Here is a 17,691-nt window from a genome sequence, read left to right on the forward strand (position 1 = left end):
GTTGACGTTACTGTTTGTTTAGTTTTCAAAGATCAATTTTTCTATATCGCTCAGAAGCGACTTTATTAATATATCATCTGTTAATCTTAATGTCAACAATTAAATGTTTTAATCTTACTTAACAAGTTATTATCTTGCCGACTCAAATGAGTATACCAGCATTAATACTATCGTGCAAGAGAAAATATCAAATAATGATAATAAATTTTAAAAGGAGTACCAGCAGGCACTCCTTTTAATTAAAACTTACTCTTCTGTATTTGAATCAGAGCTATTGTCTTCAGAATCTAACTCGTTTCCTTCAATATCTTCTTCTGCTTCAATTGCTGCCTCTGCAACTTCTATTCCTTCTACGCCCTCTATGCTTACTGTGCCTTCAGTATCCTCAGAAGTTATTTCATCTTCTGAATCTTCTTCTTTTTCTACCTTAGCAACAGTTGCAACATAGTCATGTTCATCGCCTTTGATACTAATAAGCTTAACACCTTGAGTGTTACGTCCCATAGTCGAAATGCCAGCTACGTCGATACGAATAAGGACTCCGCCAGTAGTGATTAACATTAAGTCCTCTTCACCTGTTACAGCTCTAACCGAAACGAGAGGACCGTTCTTGTCGGTAATATGACATGTTTTAATCCCTTTACCGCCTCTTCCCTGGATACGGTATTCTTCTGCTGGTGTACGTTTTCCATAGCCATTCTTTGTTACAATAAGAATGCTGCTATTTTCCTCAAGTACTTCCATTCCTACTACTTCATCATCAGAATCTAAAGTAATACCCTTAACTCCAGTAGCTGTTCTGCCCATTGATCGTACATCTGTTTCAGGGAAACGGATTAACATTCCCTTTTTCGTACCAATAATCATATGCTTTGTTCCATCCGTTAACCGCACTGAAATCAATTCATCGCCTTCACGGAGATTCAGCGCAATTAGACCATTATTACGAATATGTGCAAAGGATGTTAATGGTGAACGCTTAGAAATACCCTCTTTTGTTGTAAAGAATAGGAACCAGTCATCAACAAATTCCTCAATTGGAATAATGGCATTGACCCATTCTCCCTTTTCAACTCCTAGAAGATTAATGATTGGCAATCCCTTCGCCGTACGGCTGTACTCAGGAATTTCATAACCCTTAGAACGGTAAACCTTACCTTTATTTGTAAAGAAGAGAATTGTATCATGGGTTGATGTCGTGACCAAATGCTCGACAAAATCATCCTCATTGGTACCCATCCCTTGTATACCTCGACCGCCTCTTTTTTGCGCGCGGTATGTTGAAACAGGAAGACGTTTAATATAGCCATTATGAGTTAACGTAATAACCACATTTTCCCGCGGGATAAGATCTTCATCTTCGATATTTTCAATTCCGCCAGTTACGATTTCTGTACGGCGTTTATCATTAAATCGCTCTTTAATCTCAGTTAATTCTTCACGAATGATTTCAAGAACCTTTTCTTCATCTGCTAAAATTGCCTTTAATTCAGCAATCAGCTTTACAAGGCTTTGATATTCTTCCTCAATTTTCTCTCTTTCTAAACCGGTTAGACGCTGCAAACGCATATCAAGAATCGCTTGTGCTTGTTTTTCAGAAAGGTTAAATTGCGTCATTAAACCCTCGCGTGCGATATCAGTTGTCTGCGAGCTTCGAATTAAGCTAATAACAGCATCTAAATTATCCAGCGCAATCCTTAAACCATCCAATATGTGTGCACGCGCTTCTGCTTTACGCAGCTCAAATTCTGTTCTTCTGCGAATAACAACGATTTGGTGGTCTAAATAATGGACTAAACATTGTTTTAGGTTTAATACCTTTGGATGTCCATTGACTAGGGCTAATGTATTAATCCCAAAGCTAGTTTGTAATGATGTTTGCTTATATAAGTTATTTAAAAGGACATTCGCATTTGCATCTTTGCGAACCTCAATAACGATTCGCATTCCATTACGGTCAGATTCATCCCGTAAGTCGGTAATGCCCTCTATTTTTTTATCACGATGTAATTCTGCAATTCTTTCAACCAATTTCGCTTTGTTTACTTGGTATGGTAATTCATTAACAATAATAACTTCTTTACCATTTGATTTTTGTTCAATTTCAACTTTACCGCGTATAGTTATTGATCCTCTGCCTGTTTCGTATGCCTTACGGATTCCGCTTCGGCCAATAATGATTCCTCCGGTTGGAAAGTCCGGACCAGGAATAGTTTCCATTAGCTCTTGAATGGTGATTTCTGGGTCACGGGTAATAGCTAATACGCCATCAATTACTTCTCCAAGCTGGTGTGGTGGAATATTAGTAGCCATACCAACAGCAATACCCATTGAACCATTGACTAAGAGATTAGGGAATCTTGCTGGCAGTACAGAAGGCTCCCGTTCTTCACCATCGTAGTTATCCTGGAAATCAATTGTGTCTTTGTTAATATCTCTTAATAACTCCATAGATATTTTAGACATTCTTGATTCTGTATAACGCATTGCTGCTGCTGAATCGCCATCGACTGATCCAAAGTTTCCATGACCGTCAACCAGCATATAACGATAGTTAAAATCCTGCGCCATCCGTACCATGGTTTCATAAACAGCAGAATCACCATGCGGGTGATATTTACCGATTACATCCCCAACAATACGAGCCGATTTTTTATAAGGTTTATCAGCATGTATTCCAAGATCATGCATAGCGTATAAAATACGGCGATGAACTGGTTTTAATCCATCCCGAACATCAGGAAGGGCACGAGAAACAATAACGCTCATTGCATAGTCAAGAAATGATGTTCTCATTTCATGACTGATATTAATATCTTTCACTTGAGAATTTGGTGTTTCGGCCATTTTAGTACCTCCTATTTTGGTGACAACCTGCCTCTAATCATCTTCTATTGAGATAGATAAACGAAAAAAGGAGGATAGTGGTCACCCTCTATCCCTTGTCGAAAAGCGCAAAGCGCCTCGGCGCTGCAGCTAGACAATTTTATATATCTAAATTCTTTACATATTGCGCATTTGCCTCAATAAAGTTACGACGCGGCTCTACTTTATCACCCATTAACATTTCAAATGTTTCATCCGCCTCAATCGCATCTTCTAGACTTACTTGCAGCATGGTTCTATTAGAAGGATCCATTGTCGTTTCCCATAATTGTTCTGGATTCATTTCTCCTAAACCTTTGTACCGTTGGATATTAGGTTTCGGCTGGCTTGGAAGCTCGGCGAATATTTTATCCAGCTCTTTGTCATCATAAGCATACCGTACCTTTTTTCCTTGCTGAACTTTATATAGCGGCGGCTGTGCAATATATACATAACCAGCTTCTAATATTTTTCGAATATATCGGTAAAAGAAAGTTAACAGAAGCGTTCGAATATGAGCACCATCGACATCAGCATCTGTCATAATAACGATTTTATGGTATCTTGCTTTTGCAATATCAAAATCTTCTCCTATCCCAGTACCGATAGCAGTGATCATAGAGCGAACTTCATTATTGGAGAGGATTCGATCTAATCGTGCCTTTTCAACGTTAAGTATTTTTCCTCTCAATGGCAAAATTGCTTGGAAATGCCGGTCACGGCCTTGTTTTGCAGAACCACCTGCCGAGTCACCCTCAACGATGTACAGTTCGCTGATAGAAGGATCCTTTGAAGAACAGTCTGCTAATTTCCCAGGCAAACTTGATACCTCTAAAGCACTCTTTCGACGCGTTAGTTCCCTGGCTTTCTTTGCAGCAAGTCTTGCTCTGGCAGCCATTAGCCCTTTTTCGACAATTTTTTTAGCAACTTGAGGATTTTCTAATAAAAACTTATCAAAATGACTTGAAAATAGTGAATCGGTTATGGTTCTTACTTCAGAGTTTCCAAGCTTCGTCTTTGTTTGCCCTTCAAATTGAGGGTCTGGATGTTTAATTGAGACGATGGCTGTTAACCCTTCACGAACATCTTCTCCAGATAAATTTGTATCGTTTTCCTTAATTAGACCGTTTTTTCGTGCATAGTCATTAATAATACGTGTTAACCCTGTTTTAAATCCGGATTCGTGTGTTCCGCCTTCATAGGTGTGGATGTTATTAGCAAAAGAGTAAATGCTATCTGTATATCCCTCATTGTATTGAAGAGCGACTTCAACGCTAATGCCATCTCGTTCTCCCTCAATAAAAATTGGTTCATCATGAATAACTTCCTTCGTGCGGTTTAAATGCTCTACATAGGATTTAATTCCACCCTCGTAGTAATATTCATTCTGTTTATTTTCCACACGATTATCTTTAATCGTTATTTTTATTCCACGATTTAAGAATGCGAGCTCACGAAGACGGGTTGCCAAGATATCATACTCGTATTCAAGTGTTTCAGTAAAAATTTCTCCATCTGGTTTGAAGTGAGTAATCGTACCAGTCTTATCTGTAGTTCCAATTACCTCTAATTCTTTAACGACAGCTCCACGTTCGAATTTAATTTCATAAATATTGCCGTCACGGTGGACTTGAACTTCGAGGTTAGTAGAAAGTGCATTAACAACGGATGCACCAACACCATGCAGTCCGCCAGAAACCTTATATCCCCCGCCGCCAAATTTACCGCCAGCATGGAGAACAGTCATAATAACTTCAACGGCCGGTCTGCCCATCTTTTCCTGAATACCGACTGGAATTCCTCGTCCATTATCTTTAACGGATATACTGTTATCTTCTTCAATGACAACATTGATTTCGTCACAATAACCCGCCAAAGCCTCATCTATACTGTTATCTACAATTTCCCAAACAAGATGATGAAGCCCTTTTCCACTTGTTGAACCAATGTACATACCAGGTCTCTTTCTAACTGCTTCTAGACCTTCTAGAACTTGTATCTGATCCGCACCATATTCTTGTTCTTCTTGGACTACTTTTTGTTCCATCGTCATATAGTTCACCCCGTACTTTCATTCAAAAAATACTCAATTAACCTAAAATGAATAAATATAATTTCAAAATTCCTGTATATCCTTTTGATTTGAACGTTTTTTTAATGTTCCGGAAGAAATAGGGGATAAATAAACCTTGTCGTATGTAATGACGACTGATTTAAAGGGGTTTTTTGAAAGGTTAACTAGCTTTTCCTTATGCTGTTCCAAGAACTCTTCGACTAAATTTGAAGAATTCACGCACCCTTTATCAAGAATGGCGATGATATCCTTCGCCCTGATATTTAAATCTTCCCCAACATGAATATACACACTTCCACCTCAATTAATTTTATTGATAACACCAGATTCTACTTCAAAAGTTGAAGCTTCTTTTAATGTTTGATGATGGATTCCATCGACGCTTGTTGTTGTAACAAATGTCTGGACTTTTCCTTGGATGGTATTTAGTAAGTGTGACTGACGATAATCATCTAATTCCGATAATACATCGTCAAGGAGTAAGATCGGATATTCACGAATCTCCGAATGAATTAATTCGATTTCGGCAAGCTTAACAGAAAGTGCAGTTGTTCTTTGCTGGCCCTGTGAGCCAAATGTCGAAACATCTCGTCCATTTACAAAAAACAACAAATCATCGCGGTGTGGTCCGAATAAAGTTGAACCGCGTTCTATTTCCCTATTTCTGACTTTACTAAATTTTTCCTCATAGCATGCTTTCATTTTCGACAAATTTTGGTCTTCTAATACATCAACAGATGGTTTATAGACGATTTCCAATGACTCCAGCCCTCTTGAAATCCCTTTATGGATAGGCTGAGCCCAATTTTCAAGCAAGTGGAGAAATTCAAATCTCTTCGATACAATTTTCACGGCCATATCAATAAATTGTTCCGTTAGAATTTCAAGCATGGTTTGGTCGTTTTGTTTTTTTATTTGCATCATTTTCAAAAAATGATTCCGCTGTTGAAGTATTTTTTGATATTGACTCATATCATGTAAATAAATGGGCGAAACCTGCCCAATTTCCATATCAATAAACCGCCGTCTAATTTGAGGGCTGCCTTTTACTAAATTTAAGTCTTCCGGTGCAAACATGACTACATTCATATTCCCAACATACTGACTTAATTTTTTCTGTTCAATATGATTGCACCTTGCTTTTTTACCCTTTTTAGAAATAAGTAATTGCAAAGGTAATGAACTGTATTGTTTTTGAACCCTTCCCTCTATTTTAGCATACTCCTGGTCCCAGCGAATAAGATCTTTATCATTTGAAGTCCGATGAGACTTTGCCATAGCTAAAACATAGATTGATTCCATTACATTTGTTTTCCCTTGGGCATTTTCCCCCAGAATAACATTCACTTTATTTTCAAATTCAACACTTAGGTTCTCATAATTTCGATAATCTGTTAGTAACAACTGTTCAATATGCATGAAAACGACACAACCTTTAGTTACTCGGTTATAAAAAATTCTCCGTGGCCAGGAATTTCTACCTTATCTCCCACTCGAAGCTTTCTTCCTCTTCTTTGATCTTGCTCGCCATTAATAAAAATATCGTTTTCACTCAAAAACCATTTTGCCATTCCGCCAGATTGGATAACGTCAGCTAATTTAAGGAACTGTCCTAACGTAATAAACTCTGTATTTAACTTAATTTCTTCAGGCAATGTTTATCACTCATTTCTAAAATGGTCTCAATACTTTATTTTACTAAAAAAAGATAAATAAAGAAAGCCACCAAAATTATGGTGACTTTTATGAGGTTATTACTAGTAAGTTCTGACTGGTAAAATCAATTGCAGTGTTGTTTCGTCATGCAGCGGTTTAATTACAAATGGCCGCATTGCACCAGTAAAGCTTACTCTTACATCCGTTCCCTCAAGTGCTTTCAGGGCATCCATCATATATTTAGCACTAAAAGAAATCTTTAACTCCTCACCGTCAATCGATTGTCCTTGAATTTCCTCGACAACTTTACCGATTTCAGGTGTATTAGAAGAAATTTCAATAACGCCGCCATCAATAGTTGACAGCTTGACCACATTATTTCTGCCTTCACGGGCTAACAAGGAAGCTCGATCAATGGCATGGAGGAATTCCTTTGTATTAACTACGATATCCGTTTTGCTTTCATTCGGGATAAGTCTTGAAGTATCAGGATAATTTCCTTCTAATAATCTTGAGAAGAATAGTAAATGCTTCGCCTTAAATAAAATTTGATTTTCGGTAATAACGATATCAATTAATTCATTCGAATCATCAATAATTTTACTCAATTCATTTAAGCTCTTACCTGGAATTACCACATTATAACTCTCATTATTTTCTGTTTCGATTTTTGCTTTTCTTAAAGCAAGTCGGTGGCTGTCTGTTGCAATACAGTTTAATTCACCATTTTCAATCTTCCAGTTTACACCTGTCAAGATGGGGCGTGTTTCTGAGCTGGACACTGCGAAAAAGGTTTGGCGAATCATTGTCTTTAATAGATCCGTTGCAATATGAAATTTATTATTCTCCTCAATTTGCGGCAAATGAGGATATTCCTCTGCATCTAGTCCATTCAAATTAAATTCAGATTTACCAGAACGAATAACGGTCTGTAATGAACCGAGAACTTCAATTTCAACACTATCAGTTGGCAATTTTTTAACAATCTCGCTAAAGAACTTTGCCTGAAGGACTATTGAACCGCTTTGTTTAATCTCAACGATTTCATTTCCGTCATCCTCGTGTGGAATGAAAGATTCAATTGAAATATCTGAATCACTTCCTGTTAAGGTAACTCCTTCGCTGCCAGCTGTAATTTTAATTCCTGTCAAAATTGGAATTGTCGTTCTTGATGTTACAGCCTTCATTACATCTTGGACACTTTGAACAAGGCGGTCCCGTTGGATGATAAATCTCATATCGTAATCCTCCCCAGCAATTTTTTCTAAATACGTGCATAAATGAAATTTTTTAAGCATATAATAATAAGTTTTTTAAATAAAAAAACAGTAGAAGTACTAGTAGGCCCTGTTGATATGTGGATAACCTAGTTTTTACAATGGAAACACAGTCTATCCACATGTGGACAGACTGTGTGTAAACTAGGACAAGTTATTCACAATTTAGTTAAACTTTCAACAGTTCATTTAATTCTTTCATTTGCTTTTGCAATTGTAAATCTGACTGCAAGAGCTTAGAAATCTTCTCGTGAGCATGGATAACGGTGGTATGATCCCGTCCTCCAAATTCCTCGCCAATCTTCGGTAAAGAATAATCGGTCAATTCACGCGATAAATACATGGCAATCTGTCTTGGAAATGCCACAGATTTTGTTCTCTTTTTAGCTTTAAAATCTTCTAGTTTTACACTGAAGTGTTCGCCGACAGTCCTTTGAATTTCATGGATTGTGATAACCTTCGGCTTTGAGCTTGGAATGATATCTTTTAATGCCTCAGATGCGAGATCGGCATTAATATCTTTATTGATTAAAGAAGAATAAGCAACTACACGAATTAATGCTCCCTCAAGCTCACGGATGTTAGTATCGATTTGGTTTGCGATATAAAGCATAACTTCATTTGGTATATCCAAACCTTCAGCCTTAGCCTTTTTCCTAAGAATTGCTATTCTCGTTTCTAAATCTGGCGGAGTAATATCCGTGATTAGTCCCCATTCAAAACGTGAACGCAGACGATCCTCAAGTGTAGGTATTTCCCTTGGCGGTCGGTCACTTGAGATGACAATTTGCTTGCTTTCTTCATGAAGAGTATTAAAAGTATGGAAAAATTCCTCTTGTGTTGATTCTTTTCCTGCTAAGAACTGAATATCATCAATTAGCAGCACGTCAACGTTACGATATTTATTACGGAATTCAACAGCTTTATTGTCACGAATAGAGTTAATAAATTCGTTCGTGAACTTCTCTGAAGACAGATAAACTACTTTTGCATTTGGTTTATGCTCCAGGACATAATGACCAATTGCATGCATTAAGTGTGTTTTTCCTAAACCAACACCCCCATAAATAAATAAGGGGTTATAGGCTTTTGCTGGTGCCTCGGCTACTGCAAGGGAAGCAGCATGAGCGAACCGGTTACCAGAACCGATAACAAACGTATCAAATAGGTACTTTGGATTTAAGATGTTTTGTGGAAAATCATGTTGATCTTCCTCTTTTTTGGCCTTTTTTGCCGGCAATAGCAAGTCTGGGTCTTCCTCTTTTTGATTTTGCGGAATAATGAACTTAACAGATAGCTCTTCACCAGTAATTTCATACAGAATACCGGCAATTAGCTGGGAATAGCGCTCCTCGAGCCAATCACGTGCAAATTCATTCGGAGCAGTGATTACAAGCAAATTGCCTTGAAGGGAATGGGCCTTTGTGGACTTCAGCCAGGTGTCAAAACTAGGCTTGCTAATCTTCTTCTCGATATTGGCTAGAGCAGCATTCCAAAGATCCGCAATATTCTCCAACGGTTGTCCCTCCTTATTTCTTTTTTATCTATCTACTATGAATGCATTTGCAGTTTTTTTTCGTCTAGACTCCATATATAGTGATATTTTTTCACAAAGAGGTATGAAGTATCCCCATTCATAATGAACAAAAGTTCCGTGAAAAAACAACGTTATACAAGCTGTACAACCTACTAATTTATAAATATACGAAACAATGGTTGTGGAGAAACATATTATAGGAAATAAAGTGGAGTTTCGACAATATCCACCGCTTGTGGACAAGTTTCTGCAGCATGCTAGAATAACTTGTCCACACCTTGTCCACAATTTGTGGATAACATATTTTAGAGACGAAGTTATTCAGAGTGAAAACACAAATATAATATCAAATAAAAGGTGCGTGTGCAATGCCTTTTAAAGGTTTATCCACAACTGTAACAATCTGTGGTTAAAACTTGTCCACAAGTAGTGTGTCCTGTGCAAAAACTGTCAATATCTTGTGAAACGACATAAAAAAAGTCGAAAAAAATATCCACAGGTAAATTTTTAAAAGGTAAGTGAAAGGATAAAATCTCTAGATGCTGAAAATGGATCTTGCCGTAAGAAAATCTTGAAGGTGGGGACAATAATAAAGGGATAGTTGACAATATTGGGGTCACTCCTTATAATAAGTTAGACTGTCTTTAACAGCTATTCCTCAGGGAGGTGTCTTATAATGAAAAGAACATATCAACCAAATAAACGTAAACATAGTAAAGTTCACGGTTTCCGCAGTCGTATGAGCTCAGCTAACGGACGTAAAGTTCTAGCACGCCGTCGTCAAAAAGGAAGAAAAGTATTATCAGCTTAGGCCACTGAAACATCAGTGGTCTTTTTTCTAATAAAGCTATTTTAGCGGCAATTGCTGCTAAAATAGCAATTGCTGCTTTATAATAGTATCTTTCTCAATGGAAAAAGTTTTTGTGCAGATGGAAGGTGTTTTCTATGAAGAAAGAATTTCGGGTAAAAAAGAATAAGGAATTTCAAGAGGCGTTTCAAAAGGGTCAATCATTTGCTAATCGACAATTTGTGGTATACAGCCTTACCAAAGAAGATCAAGACTATTTTCGAATTGGTCTGTCTGTGAGTAAGAAGATAGGAAATGCTGTAACTAGAAATCAAATAAAAAGATACATAAGACAAGCTGTTTTTGAATTAGGTGATTTAATTACTCCAGGGAATGATTACGTGATTATCGCCAGAAAACCTACAGCTGAAATGGACTTCTTTGAAGTAAAAAAGAGTTTAACTCACGTATTTAAAGTGGGAAAGGTTTTAAAGAAAAAATAGTAAGCCAAAATAATGTTGTATTCGTCATAAAATTATGAGACAAATTATTCTAAAAAGTGGTAAAATACCTATGAAATATTCCTAGCGGAAGTTATTTTATAAGGGTATTCATACTTAACTAGTATATATATTGTTCAAGGAGGAAAATTCGGTTGAAAAAACGAATATTACTTTTGATTGGGATTATTTCTATCTTTCTGTTCCTGTCAGGATGTACAGAAATTAACAAGCCAATTGATGCTGAAAGTACAGGCTTTTGGAACCAATACATTGTCTATCCGCTTTCCTGGATTATTGTAAAGGGTGCAGAAATACTAGGTGGAAGCTTTGGATTTTCTTTAATCGTTGTTACAATCTTAATTCGGTTAGCTATACTGCCACTGATGATAAAGCAGACAAGAAGTTCAAAAGCTATGCAGGCATTGCAGCCAGAGATGAAGGCGCTTCGTGAGAAGTATAGTTCAAAGGATCAAAAAACACAGCAAAAATTGCAGCAGGAAACAATGGCTCTTTTCCAAAAACATGGAGTAAATCCTATGGCGGGATGTTTTCCATTAATCGTTCAAATGCCTATCTTAATTGGCTTTTACCATGCGATTTCTAGAACAAGAGAAATTGCAGATCATAGTTTCCTATGGTTTGACTTGGGAGATAAGGATCCATTTTATATCTTACCTATTATTGCGGGTATCACCACATTTATTCAGCAAAAATTGATGATGGCCGGACAAGAGCATAATCCTCAAATGGCGATGATGCTTTGGATGATGCCAATTATGATTGTCGTTTTTGCTTTTAGTTTCCCAGCAGCCCTTTCCTTATATTGGGTAGTCGGAAATATCTTTATGATTGTTCAAACCTATTTCATTAAAGGACCGGATCTGAAAAAGGCTTCAGCAACCGGTAAAGCGGGAGGAGCAAAAAAGTGAAACAAGTAACTGCTACCGGACAAACAGTCGAAGAAGCAGTGGAATCAGCTTTAGCTCAGTTAAATACAACAAAAGACCGCACAGATGTAGCTATTATCGATGAAGGTAAAAAGGGTATTTTTGGGATTTTTGGTGCGCGCCCTGCAGTCGTTAAGGTTACGGTAATTATTGACCCAATTGAAGAGGCAAAAAAGTTTCTGCTTCAGGTTAGTGAACAAATGGGAGCTCCTATCGATATTGAAATTAAACGAGATGGAAAACAGGTTCTATTTGTTATGACTGGAGAAAAAATCGCACTTTTAATTGGAAAAAGAGGACAAACGTTAAATTCGCTGCAATATTTAACACAGCTAATTATTAATCGTTTTTCAAATCAATACTTAACTGTAATCTTGGATGCAGAGGATTATCGAAATCGAAGAAATGATACACTGATTCAGTTGGCGCATCGCCTTGCCATAAAGGCTTTGAAAACTGGCAGAGATGTAGCATTGGAACCAATGCCTTCATACGAGCGTAAAGTTATTCACACAGCTTTATCAGGTAATAAACGAGTGAAAACTTTTTCAGATGGTTCAGATCCACATCGACATATTGTAATTTCACCAGTTAAATAATTGTAGAGACATCCTTTTTCGAGGGTGTCTTTTTTTTATCTTGTCGAAATTTAGCGTACAAAAGTACTCGTTTATAACAATTATATGAAATATCTTGTTTTATTGTTATTCACATGTGGATAAGTTAAAATAATACGTGGACATTAATTTAGATTGTGGATAAGTCATACAAAGGTTTTCTAGTTTTTCAGATGAGAATTATGTGGTATTCTAATAATTTGGAGTAAAAAAACTTCGTTTCTATAATAGATTAATTTTATAAAGAGTGTGGTGAAAGTAATGGAATTTGATACGATAGCTGCCATATCAACACCAATGGGTGAGGGCGCAATAGCAATAGTACGATTGAGCGGCGATGATTCCATTAAAATCGCAGATCAAATTTTTCGGAGCATCGGCGGTAAAAGGTTAACAGAGGTTCCAACTCATACAATCCATTATGGTCATTTAATTGATCCTAAGACTGAGCAAGTGATTGAGGAAGTAATGGTATCGGTTATGAAGGGCCCAAAGACTTTTACGAAAGAGGATGTAGTTGAAATAAATTGTCACGGTGGAATAGTTTCTGTTAACCGAGTTTTGCAGCATGTATTAGCCTTTGGGGCGCGGCTTGCAGAACCTGGTGAGTTTACAAAACGGGCATTTCTAAATGGCCGCATTGATTTATCGCAGGCAGAAGCTGTAATGGATTTAATCAGAGCAAAAACGGATCGTGCGATGAATGTAGCTTTAGGACAAATGGAAGGCAGGTTATCAAAGTTAATTAGAAGCTTGCGCCAAGAAATTCTAGAGATACTAGCGCATGTCGAGGTTAACATTGATTATCCAGAATACGATGATGTTGAAGAAATGACACATAAAATGTTGCTGGAAAAGGCAATGTATGTTCGAGATGAATTAAAAAAATTACTGCAGACCTCGCAGCAAGGCAAAATACTGCGTGAGGGTTTATCGACTGTTATTGTCGGCCGGCCTAACGTAGGGAAATCTTCGTTATTAAATAGTTTAGTTCAGGAAAATAAAGCAATTGTTACTGATATTCCTGGGACAACCCGTGATGTGATAGAGGAATATGTCAATGTACGCGGAGTTCCACTTAGACTTTTAGATACTGCAGGAATCAGAGAGACGGAAGATATCGTTGAACGAATTGGAGTAGAGAAGTCTAGACAGGTATTAAAAGAAGCAGATTTAATCCTGTTAGTTCTTAATTATGCTGATACATTTACAAAAGAGGATGAGAATCTCTTTGAGGCTGTAAGAGGCATGGACGTAATCGTGATTGTTAATAAAACAGACCTTACGCAAAAAATTGATATGGAACGCGTAAAGGAATTGGCAGCAGAACATAAAATCGTGACTACTTCATTATTGGAAGATCGCGGTGTCGATGAGCTTGAGGAAGCCATTTCCTCATTATTTTTCGCTGGATCGATTGATGCCGGTGATATGACCTATTTATCGAACAGCCGTCATATTGCTTTGATTGGGCAAAGTTTGCATACAATAGAAGAAGCGATAGATGGAGTAGAAATGGGAACGCCTATTGATATTGTTCAAATAGATATAACGAGAACGTGGGAGCTGCTTGGGGAAGTTATCGGTGAAAGTGTTCACGAAAGCTTAATAGATCAGCTATTTTCACAGTTCTGTTTGGGAAAATAACGTTCGGTAACAACGAAAGAGGAGGAAAGAAATGTCATACGAAGCAGGTAATTTTGACGTTGTGGTCATTGGTGCTGGACATGCCGGCTGTGAGGCTGGCCTCGCGGCGGCACGTATGGGTGCTAAAACATTAATGATCACCATTAACCTTGATATGGTGGCCTTTATGCCATGTAATCCATCAATCGGCGGACCAGCAAAAGGAATTGTTGTCCGGGAAATAGATGCACTTGGCGGCGAAATGGGAAGAAATATCGATAAAACCTATATTCAAATGAGAATGTTGAATACAGGTAAAGGTCCTGCAGTGCGTGCACTGCGCGCGCAGGCAGATAAAGTTGATTATCAGTATGAAATGAAAAGAACGATTGAAGAAACACCAAACCTTACACTTCTTCAAGGAATGGTGGAGCAATTAATCGTTGAGGACGGCGTCTGTGTTGGGGTTATCACAAAAACAGGTGCTATTTATCGTGCTAAGACAGTGGTCATCACTACTGGTACGTACCTTCGCGGCGAAATAATTCTCGGGGAATTAAAGTATTCAAGCGGTCCTAACAACCAACAGCCATCCATTAAGTTATCTGAGCATTTAGAGGAGCTGGGGTTCGAGTTAGTCCGCTTTAAGACAGGAACTCCTCCGCGTGTTAATAGCCATACCATTGATTACAGCAAAACAGAAATTCAGCCTGGAGACGATGTACCGAGAGCATTCTCTTATGAAACAACCAAGTATATTACGGACCAGCTGCCATGCTGGCTAACGTATACTAATGAACAAACACATTTGTTAATTGACCAAAACCTTCATCGTTCTCCCATGTACTCAGGGATGATAAAAGGAACCGGTCCACGCTATTGTCCATCCATTGAAGATAAGGTGGTTCGTTTTAATGACAAACCGCGTCATCAAATTTTCCTTGAGCCAGAAGGAAGAAAAACGCAGGAAGTATATGTCCAAGGTTTATCGACAAGTTTACCTGAGGATGTTCAGCAGCAAATCCTTAAGACCATTCCAGGATTAGAAAATGTCCAAATGATGAGATCTGGTTACGCCATTGAGTATGATGCTATTGATCCGACTCAGCTTTGGCCGACACTAGAGACAAAGATTGTTAAAAACCTGTATACTGCAGGCCAAATTAATGGAACATCAGGATATGAAGAAGCAGCTGGGCAAGGAATTATGGCAGGTATTAACGCCGGACTGAACGCACTTGGAAAGGAACCATTAATCCTAAGCCGTTCCGATGCCTATATTGGTGTGCTTATAGATGACTTAATTACAAAAGGAACCAGTGAACCGTATCGTTTATTGACTTCAAGAGCAGAATATCGTCTTCTATTGCGCCATGATAATGCAGATTTACGCTTAACTGACATTGGGCGCTCCATTGGACTCATTCCAGATGACCGTTACCAAAGATTTTTGGCAAAGAAGGCTGCTGTTGAAGCGGAAAAGGAAAGACTAGCCTCCATTAGAATAAAGCCTTCAAAAGAAGTTCAAGAGCTTATAAAAAGCACTGGCGGCAGTGAGTTAAAGGATGGTATTCTTGCTATTGATTTACTAAAACGGCCAGAAATGACTTATGAACACATCGAAAGCTTAATACCAAGTGAAGAGGTTTTAGACCAAGATATTAAAGAACAGGTTGAAATTCAAATTAAATATCAAGGATATATTGAAAAGTCATTGCAGCAGGTCGAACGCTTAAAGAAAATGGAAAACAAGAAAATTCCTGAGAATATTGATTATGATGCCATTTCAGGACTTGCAAACGAAGCGAAGCAAAATTTAAAACAAATCAAACCGTTATCCCTTGCACAAGCTTCGAGAATCTCAGGCGTAAACCCAGCTGATATCTCAATCCTTCTTATCTATTTAGAACAAGGAAGAGTAGCTAGGACAGGTAATATCTAATTTTACAAAAGAGGAAGTTTGCTGATGAACATTGAACAATTCAAAGCTATGCTTCTTGAAAAGGGGATTACCCTTAACGAAGAGCAGCTAGATCAATTCGAGAAATACTTTCATACCTTGGTCGAATGGAATGAGAAGATGAACCTAACTGCCATCACCGAACAAAGTGATGTGTATTTAAAGCATTTCTATGATTCCATATCTGCTGCTTTTTATTTTGATTTCACGCAGCCCCTGCATCTCTGTGATGTCGGTGCAGGTGCGGGATTTCCAAGTATTCCATTAAAAATTGCCTTTCCTCATTTAGAGGTGACCATTGTTGACTCTCTAAATAAGAGAATTTCCTTTTTAAATCATTTAGCAAATGTATTAAAATTGGAAAAGGTCCATTTCATTCACGACCGTGCTGAAACCTTTGGGGTTAATCCGTCACACAGGGAGTCTTATGATCTTGTAACTGCTAGAGCGGTTGCTAGAATGTCAGTACTTAGTGAACTCTGTCTGCCGCTTGTTAAAGTGGGCGGCCACTTCATTGCCATGAAAGCAGCTCATGCAAATGATGAATTAACAGCAGGTCAAAAGGCAATCACAACTCTTGGCGGAAAACTTGAACAAAAATTTACCTTCACTTTACCAATTGAAGAAAGTGAAAGAAATATCCTTGTGATTAAAAAGGAAAAGCAAACGCCAAAAAAATACCCGCGAAAGCCAGGGACACCTGGTAAAATGCCAATTGAGTAATTGTATCAAGGACCGTTTATTTTTGTTTAAATAAACAACGGGTTTTGGCAGGAAGATAACAGTTAAATAGCGAAATAAGTAATAGGGAGTTTCGTAAAGGTGGTGTTGGGGATGAAGAATTCGTTTTCACGCTTTTTTGGCCTCGGCGAAAAGGGAGATCAAAAGGTTGAGCTAGAAAAAGAGCTTGAAAAGGAGCTAGATGAAGAGCTAGACGAAGAGCTAGACGAAGAGCTAGACGTTGCAAGAAATGAGGAAATTAAAAAGATTCCGATTGACAGTATTGTTCCAAACCGTTTTCAGCCTCGAACCGTATTTGATGATGAAAAAATAGAGGAATTATCACGAACAATCCATACTCACGGAATCATTCAGCCAATTGTCGTGCGGCAGTTTGACGGAAAATACGAAATTATTGCCGGGGAACGACGTTTTCGCGCAATGAAAAAGCTCGGCTGGGATGAAGCTCCAGCAATTATAAAAAATTATTCAGACACTGAGACTGCTTCAGTTGCTTTAATTGAAAACCTGCAACGGGAAGAGCTTTCACCGATTGAAGAGGCAATTGCCTATGGAAAGCTGCTTGAACTGCATAACTTAACTCAAGAAGCACTTGCACAGCGTCTCGGTAAAGGTCAGTCAACAGTAGCTAATAAGCTTAGGCTTTTAAAGCTGCCACAGCCTATTCAAGAATCACTGCTTAATAAAGAGATTACAGAACGGCACGCTAGAGCTCTTATTCCACTTAAGGATCCAGAGAAACAGGTTATGCTTTTACAAGATATTATCGAGAAAAATTTTAATGTAAAGCAAACAGAAGATAGAGTTGCCCGGATGTTGGAAGAAAAGAACCAAAAGCCAAAGCCAAAAAGAAAAGCTTTTAGTAAGGATATGAGAATTGCCGTAAATACTATACGGCAATCATTAACCATGGTGTCTGACAATGGTATTAATTTAGACGCCCATGAAGAAGAATTTGAAGAGTATTATCAATTCACAATAAAAATACCAAAGAAAAAATAAAATATTCATAAAATGGAACCAGACTGTCATTAGTTTGGTTTTTATTTTTATATTTATCAGAATTAGTATATAGGATGTAAAATAATGGTAGTATTTACT

Annotated in this window: 15 protein-coding genes; 8 read left to right on the plus strand and 7 right to left on the minus strand. The window is 37.8% G+C overall.

Going from position 1 to position 17,691, the window contains the following annotated elements:
• Nucleotides 1-246: 246 nt before the first annotated feature.
• From gyrA to dnaA, 7 genes are all read right to left on the minus strand, one after another.
• Nucleotides 247-2,847, minus strand: a complete 2,601-nt coding sequence (gyrA, locus tag H0184_RS19520) for a DNA gyrase subunit A (RefSeq protein ID WP_260631686.1) — start codon at nt 2,845-2,847, stop codon at nt 247-249.
• Between the two features lie 139 nt (nt 2,848-2,986).
• The gene (gyrB, locus tag H0184_RS19525) at nt 2,987-4,912 is read right to left on the minus strand and encodes a DNA topoisomerase (ATP-hydrolyzing) subunit B (protein ID WP_221827787.1); all 1,926 of its coding nucleotides are present in this window, start codon (nt 4,910-4,912) and stop codon (nt 2,987-2,989) included.
• Nucleotides 4,913-4,981: 69 nt separating this feature from the next.
• Nucleotides 4,982-5,230, minus strand: coding sequence for an extracellular matrix regulator RemB (gene remB / locus H0184_RS19530; RefSeq protein ID WP_221827715.1), 249 nt, complete (start codon nt 5,228-5,230; stop codon nt 4,982-4,984).
• A 9-nt stretch (nt 5,231-5,239) separates the two neighbouring features.
• Entirely contained in the window at nt 5,240-6,358 is a 1,119-nt protein-coding gene (gene recF / locus H0184_RS19535; RefSeq protein ID WP_221827716.1) for a DNA replication/repair protein RecF, read from the minus strand.
• A gap of 20 nt (nt 6,359-6,378) precedes the next feature.
• Nucleotides 6,379-6,594, minus strand: a complete 216-nt coding sequence (gene yaaA, locus H0184_RS19540; protein ID WP_221827717.1) for a S4 domain-containing protein YaaA — start codon at nt 6,592-6,594, stop codon at nt 6,379-6,381.
• A gap of 102 nt (nt 6,595-6,696) precedes the next feature.
• Complete coding sequence (gene dnaN, locus H0184_RS19545; RefSeq protein WP_221827718.1) at nt 6,697-7,833, minus strand: DNA polymerase III subunit beta; 1,137 nt, start codon at nt 7,831-7,833, stop codon at nt 6,697-6,699.
• A 208-nt stretch (nt 7,834-8,041) separates the two neighbouring features.
• Complete coding sequence (dnaA, locus tag H0184_RS19550; RefSeq protein WP_221827719.1) at nt 8,042-9,388, minus strand: chromosomal replication initiator protein DnaA; 1,347 nt, start codon at nt 9,386-9,388, stop codon at nt 8,042-8,044.
• A 697-nt stretch (nt 9,389-10,085) separates the two neighbouring features.
• Between dnaA and rpmH the strand changes: the two genes are divergently transcribed.
• The 8 genes from rpmH to noc all read left to right on the plus strand — a co-directional run bounded on the left by rpmH (nt 10,086) and on the right by noc (nt 17,592).
• Complete coding sequence (gene rpmH / locus H0184_RS19555; RefSeq protein ID WP_063255153.1) at nt 10,086-10,220, plus strand: 50S ribosomal protein L34; 135 nt, start codon at nt 10,086-10,088, stop codon at nt 10,218-10,220.
• Nucleotides 10,221-10,354: 134 nt separating this feature from the next.
• A complete protein-coding gene (gene rnpA, locus H0184_RS19560) occupies nt 10,355-10,699 on the plus strand; it encodes a ribonuclease P protein component (RefSeq protein ID WP_221827720.1) in 345 nt (114 codons plus the stop codon).
• A 152-nt stretch (nt 10,700-10,851) separates the two neighbouring features.
• Nucleotides 10,852-11,628 (plus strand): YidC family membrane integrase SpoIIIJ, encoded by a 777-nt coding sequence (gene spoIIIJ, locus H0184_RS19565; RefSeq protein WP_221827721.1) that lies wholly within the window; start codon nt 10,852-10,854, stop codon nt 11,626-11,628.
• Nucleotides 11,625-12,245, plus strand: a complete 621-nt coding sequence (jag, locus tag H0184_RS19570; RefSeq protein ID WP_221827722.1) for an RNA-binding cell elongation regulator Jag/EloR — start codon at nt 11,625-11,627, stop codon at nt 12,243-12,245. Before spoIIIJ ends, jag begins: the two co-directional genes overlap by 4 nt.
• 279 nt (nt 12,246-12,524) lie before the next feature.
• A complete protein-coding gene (gene mnmE / locus H0184_RS19575; protein ID WP_221827723.1) occupies nt 12,525-13,910 on the plus strand; it encodes a tRNA uridine-5-carboxymethylaminomethyl(34) synthesis GTPase MnmE in 1,386 nt (461 codons plus the stop codon).
• A gap of 31 nt (nt 13,911-13,941) precedes the next feature.
• Nucleotides 13,942-15,831: a tRNA uridine-5-carboxymethylaminomethyl(34) synthesis enzyme MnmG gene (mnmG, locus tag H0184_RS19580; protein WP_221827724.1), complete on the plus strand. Its 1,890-nt coding sequence runs from the start codon at nt 13,942-13,944 to the stop codon at nt 15,829-15,831.
• A gap of 24 nt (nt 15,832-15,855) precedes the next feature.
• Nucleotides 15,856-16,572 (plus strand): 16S rRNA (guanine(527)-N(7))-methyltransferase RsmG, encoded by a 717-nt coding sequence (gene rsmG, locus H0184_RS19585; protein WP_221827725.1) that lies wholly within the window; start codon nt 15,856-15,858, stop codon nt 16,570-16,572.
• Nucleotides 16,573-16,851: 279 nt separating this feature from the next.
• Nucleotides 16,852-17,592 carry a nucleoid occlusion protein gene (gene noc / locus H0184_RS19590; protein WP_396953608.1) on the plus strand — a complete coding sequence of 247 codons (741 nt, stop codon included), beginning with the start codon at nt 16,852-16,854 and terminating at the stop codon, nt 17,590-17,592.
• The last annotated feature ends 99 nt before the right edge of the window (nt 17,593-17,691 follow it).

This window comes from Neobacillus niacini, assembly GCF_019749295.1.
Lineage (GTDB): Bacteria > Bacillota > Bacilli > Bacillales > Cytobacillaceae > Neobacillus > Neobacillus niacini_D.

Bases quoted from the DNA above. Each gene is read 5' to 3' on its own strand.
- gyrA (WP_260631686.1), bottom strand. From the start codon at position 2,847: ATGGCCGAAACACCAAATTCTCAAGTGAAAGATATTAATATCAGTCAT.
- gyrB (WP_221827787.1), bottom strand. From the start codon at position 4,912: ATGGAACAAAAAGTAGTCCAAGAAGAACAAGAATATGGTGCGGATCAG.
- recF (WP_221827716.1), bottom strand. From the start codon at position 6,358: ATGCATATTGAACAGTTGTTACTAACAGATTATCGAAATTATGAGAAC.
- dnaN (WP_221827718.1), bottom strand. From the start codon at position 7,833: ATGAGATTTATCATCCAACGGGACCGCCTTGTTCAAAGTGTCCAAGAT.
- rpmH (WP_063255153.1), top strand. From the start codon at position 10,086: ATGAAAAGAACATATCAACCAAATAAACGTAAACATAGTAAAGTTCAC.
- rnpA (WP_221827720.1), top strand. From the start codon at position 10,355: ATGAAGAAAGAATTTCGGGTAAAAAAGAATAAGGAATTTCAAGAGGCG.
- mnmE (WP_221827723.1), top strand. From the start codon at position 12,525: ATGGAATTTGATACGATAGCTGCCATATCAACACCAATGGGTGAGGGC.
- mnmG (WP_221827724.1), top strand. From the start codon at position 13,942: ATGTCATACGAAGCAGGTAATTTTGACGTTGTGGTCATTGGTGCTGGA.
- rsmG (WP_221827725.1), top strand. From the start codon at position 15,856: ATGAACATTGAACAATTCAAAGCTATGCTTCTTGAAAAGGGGATTACC.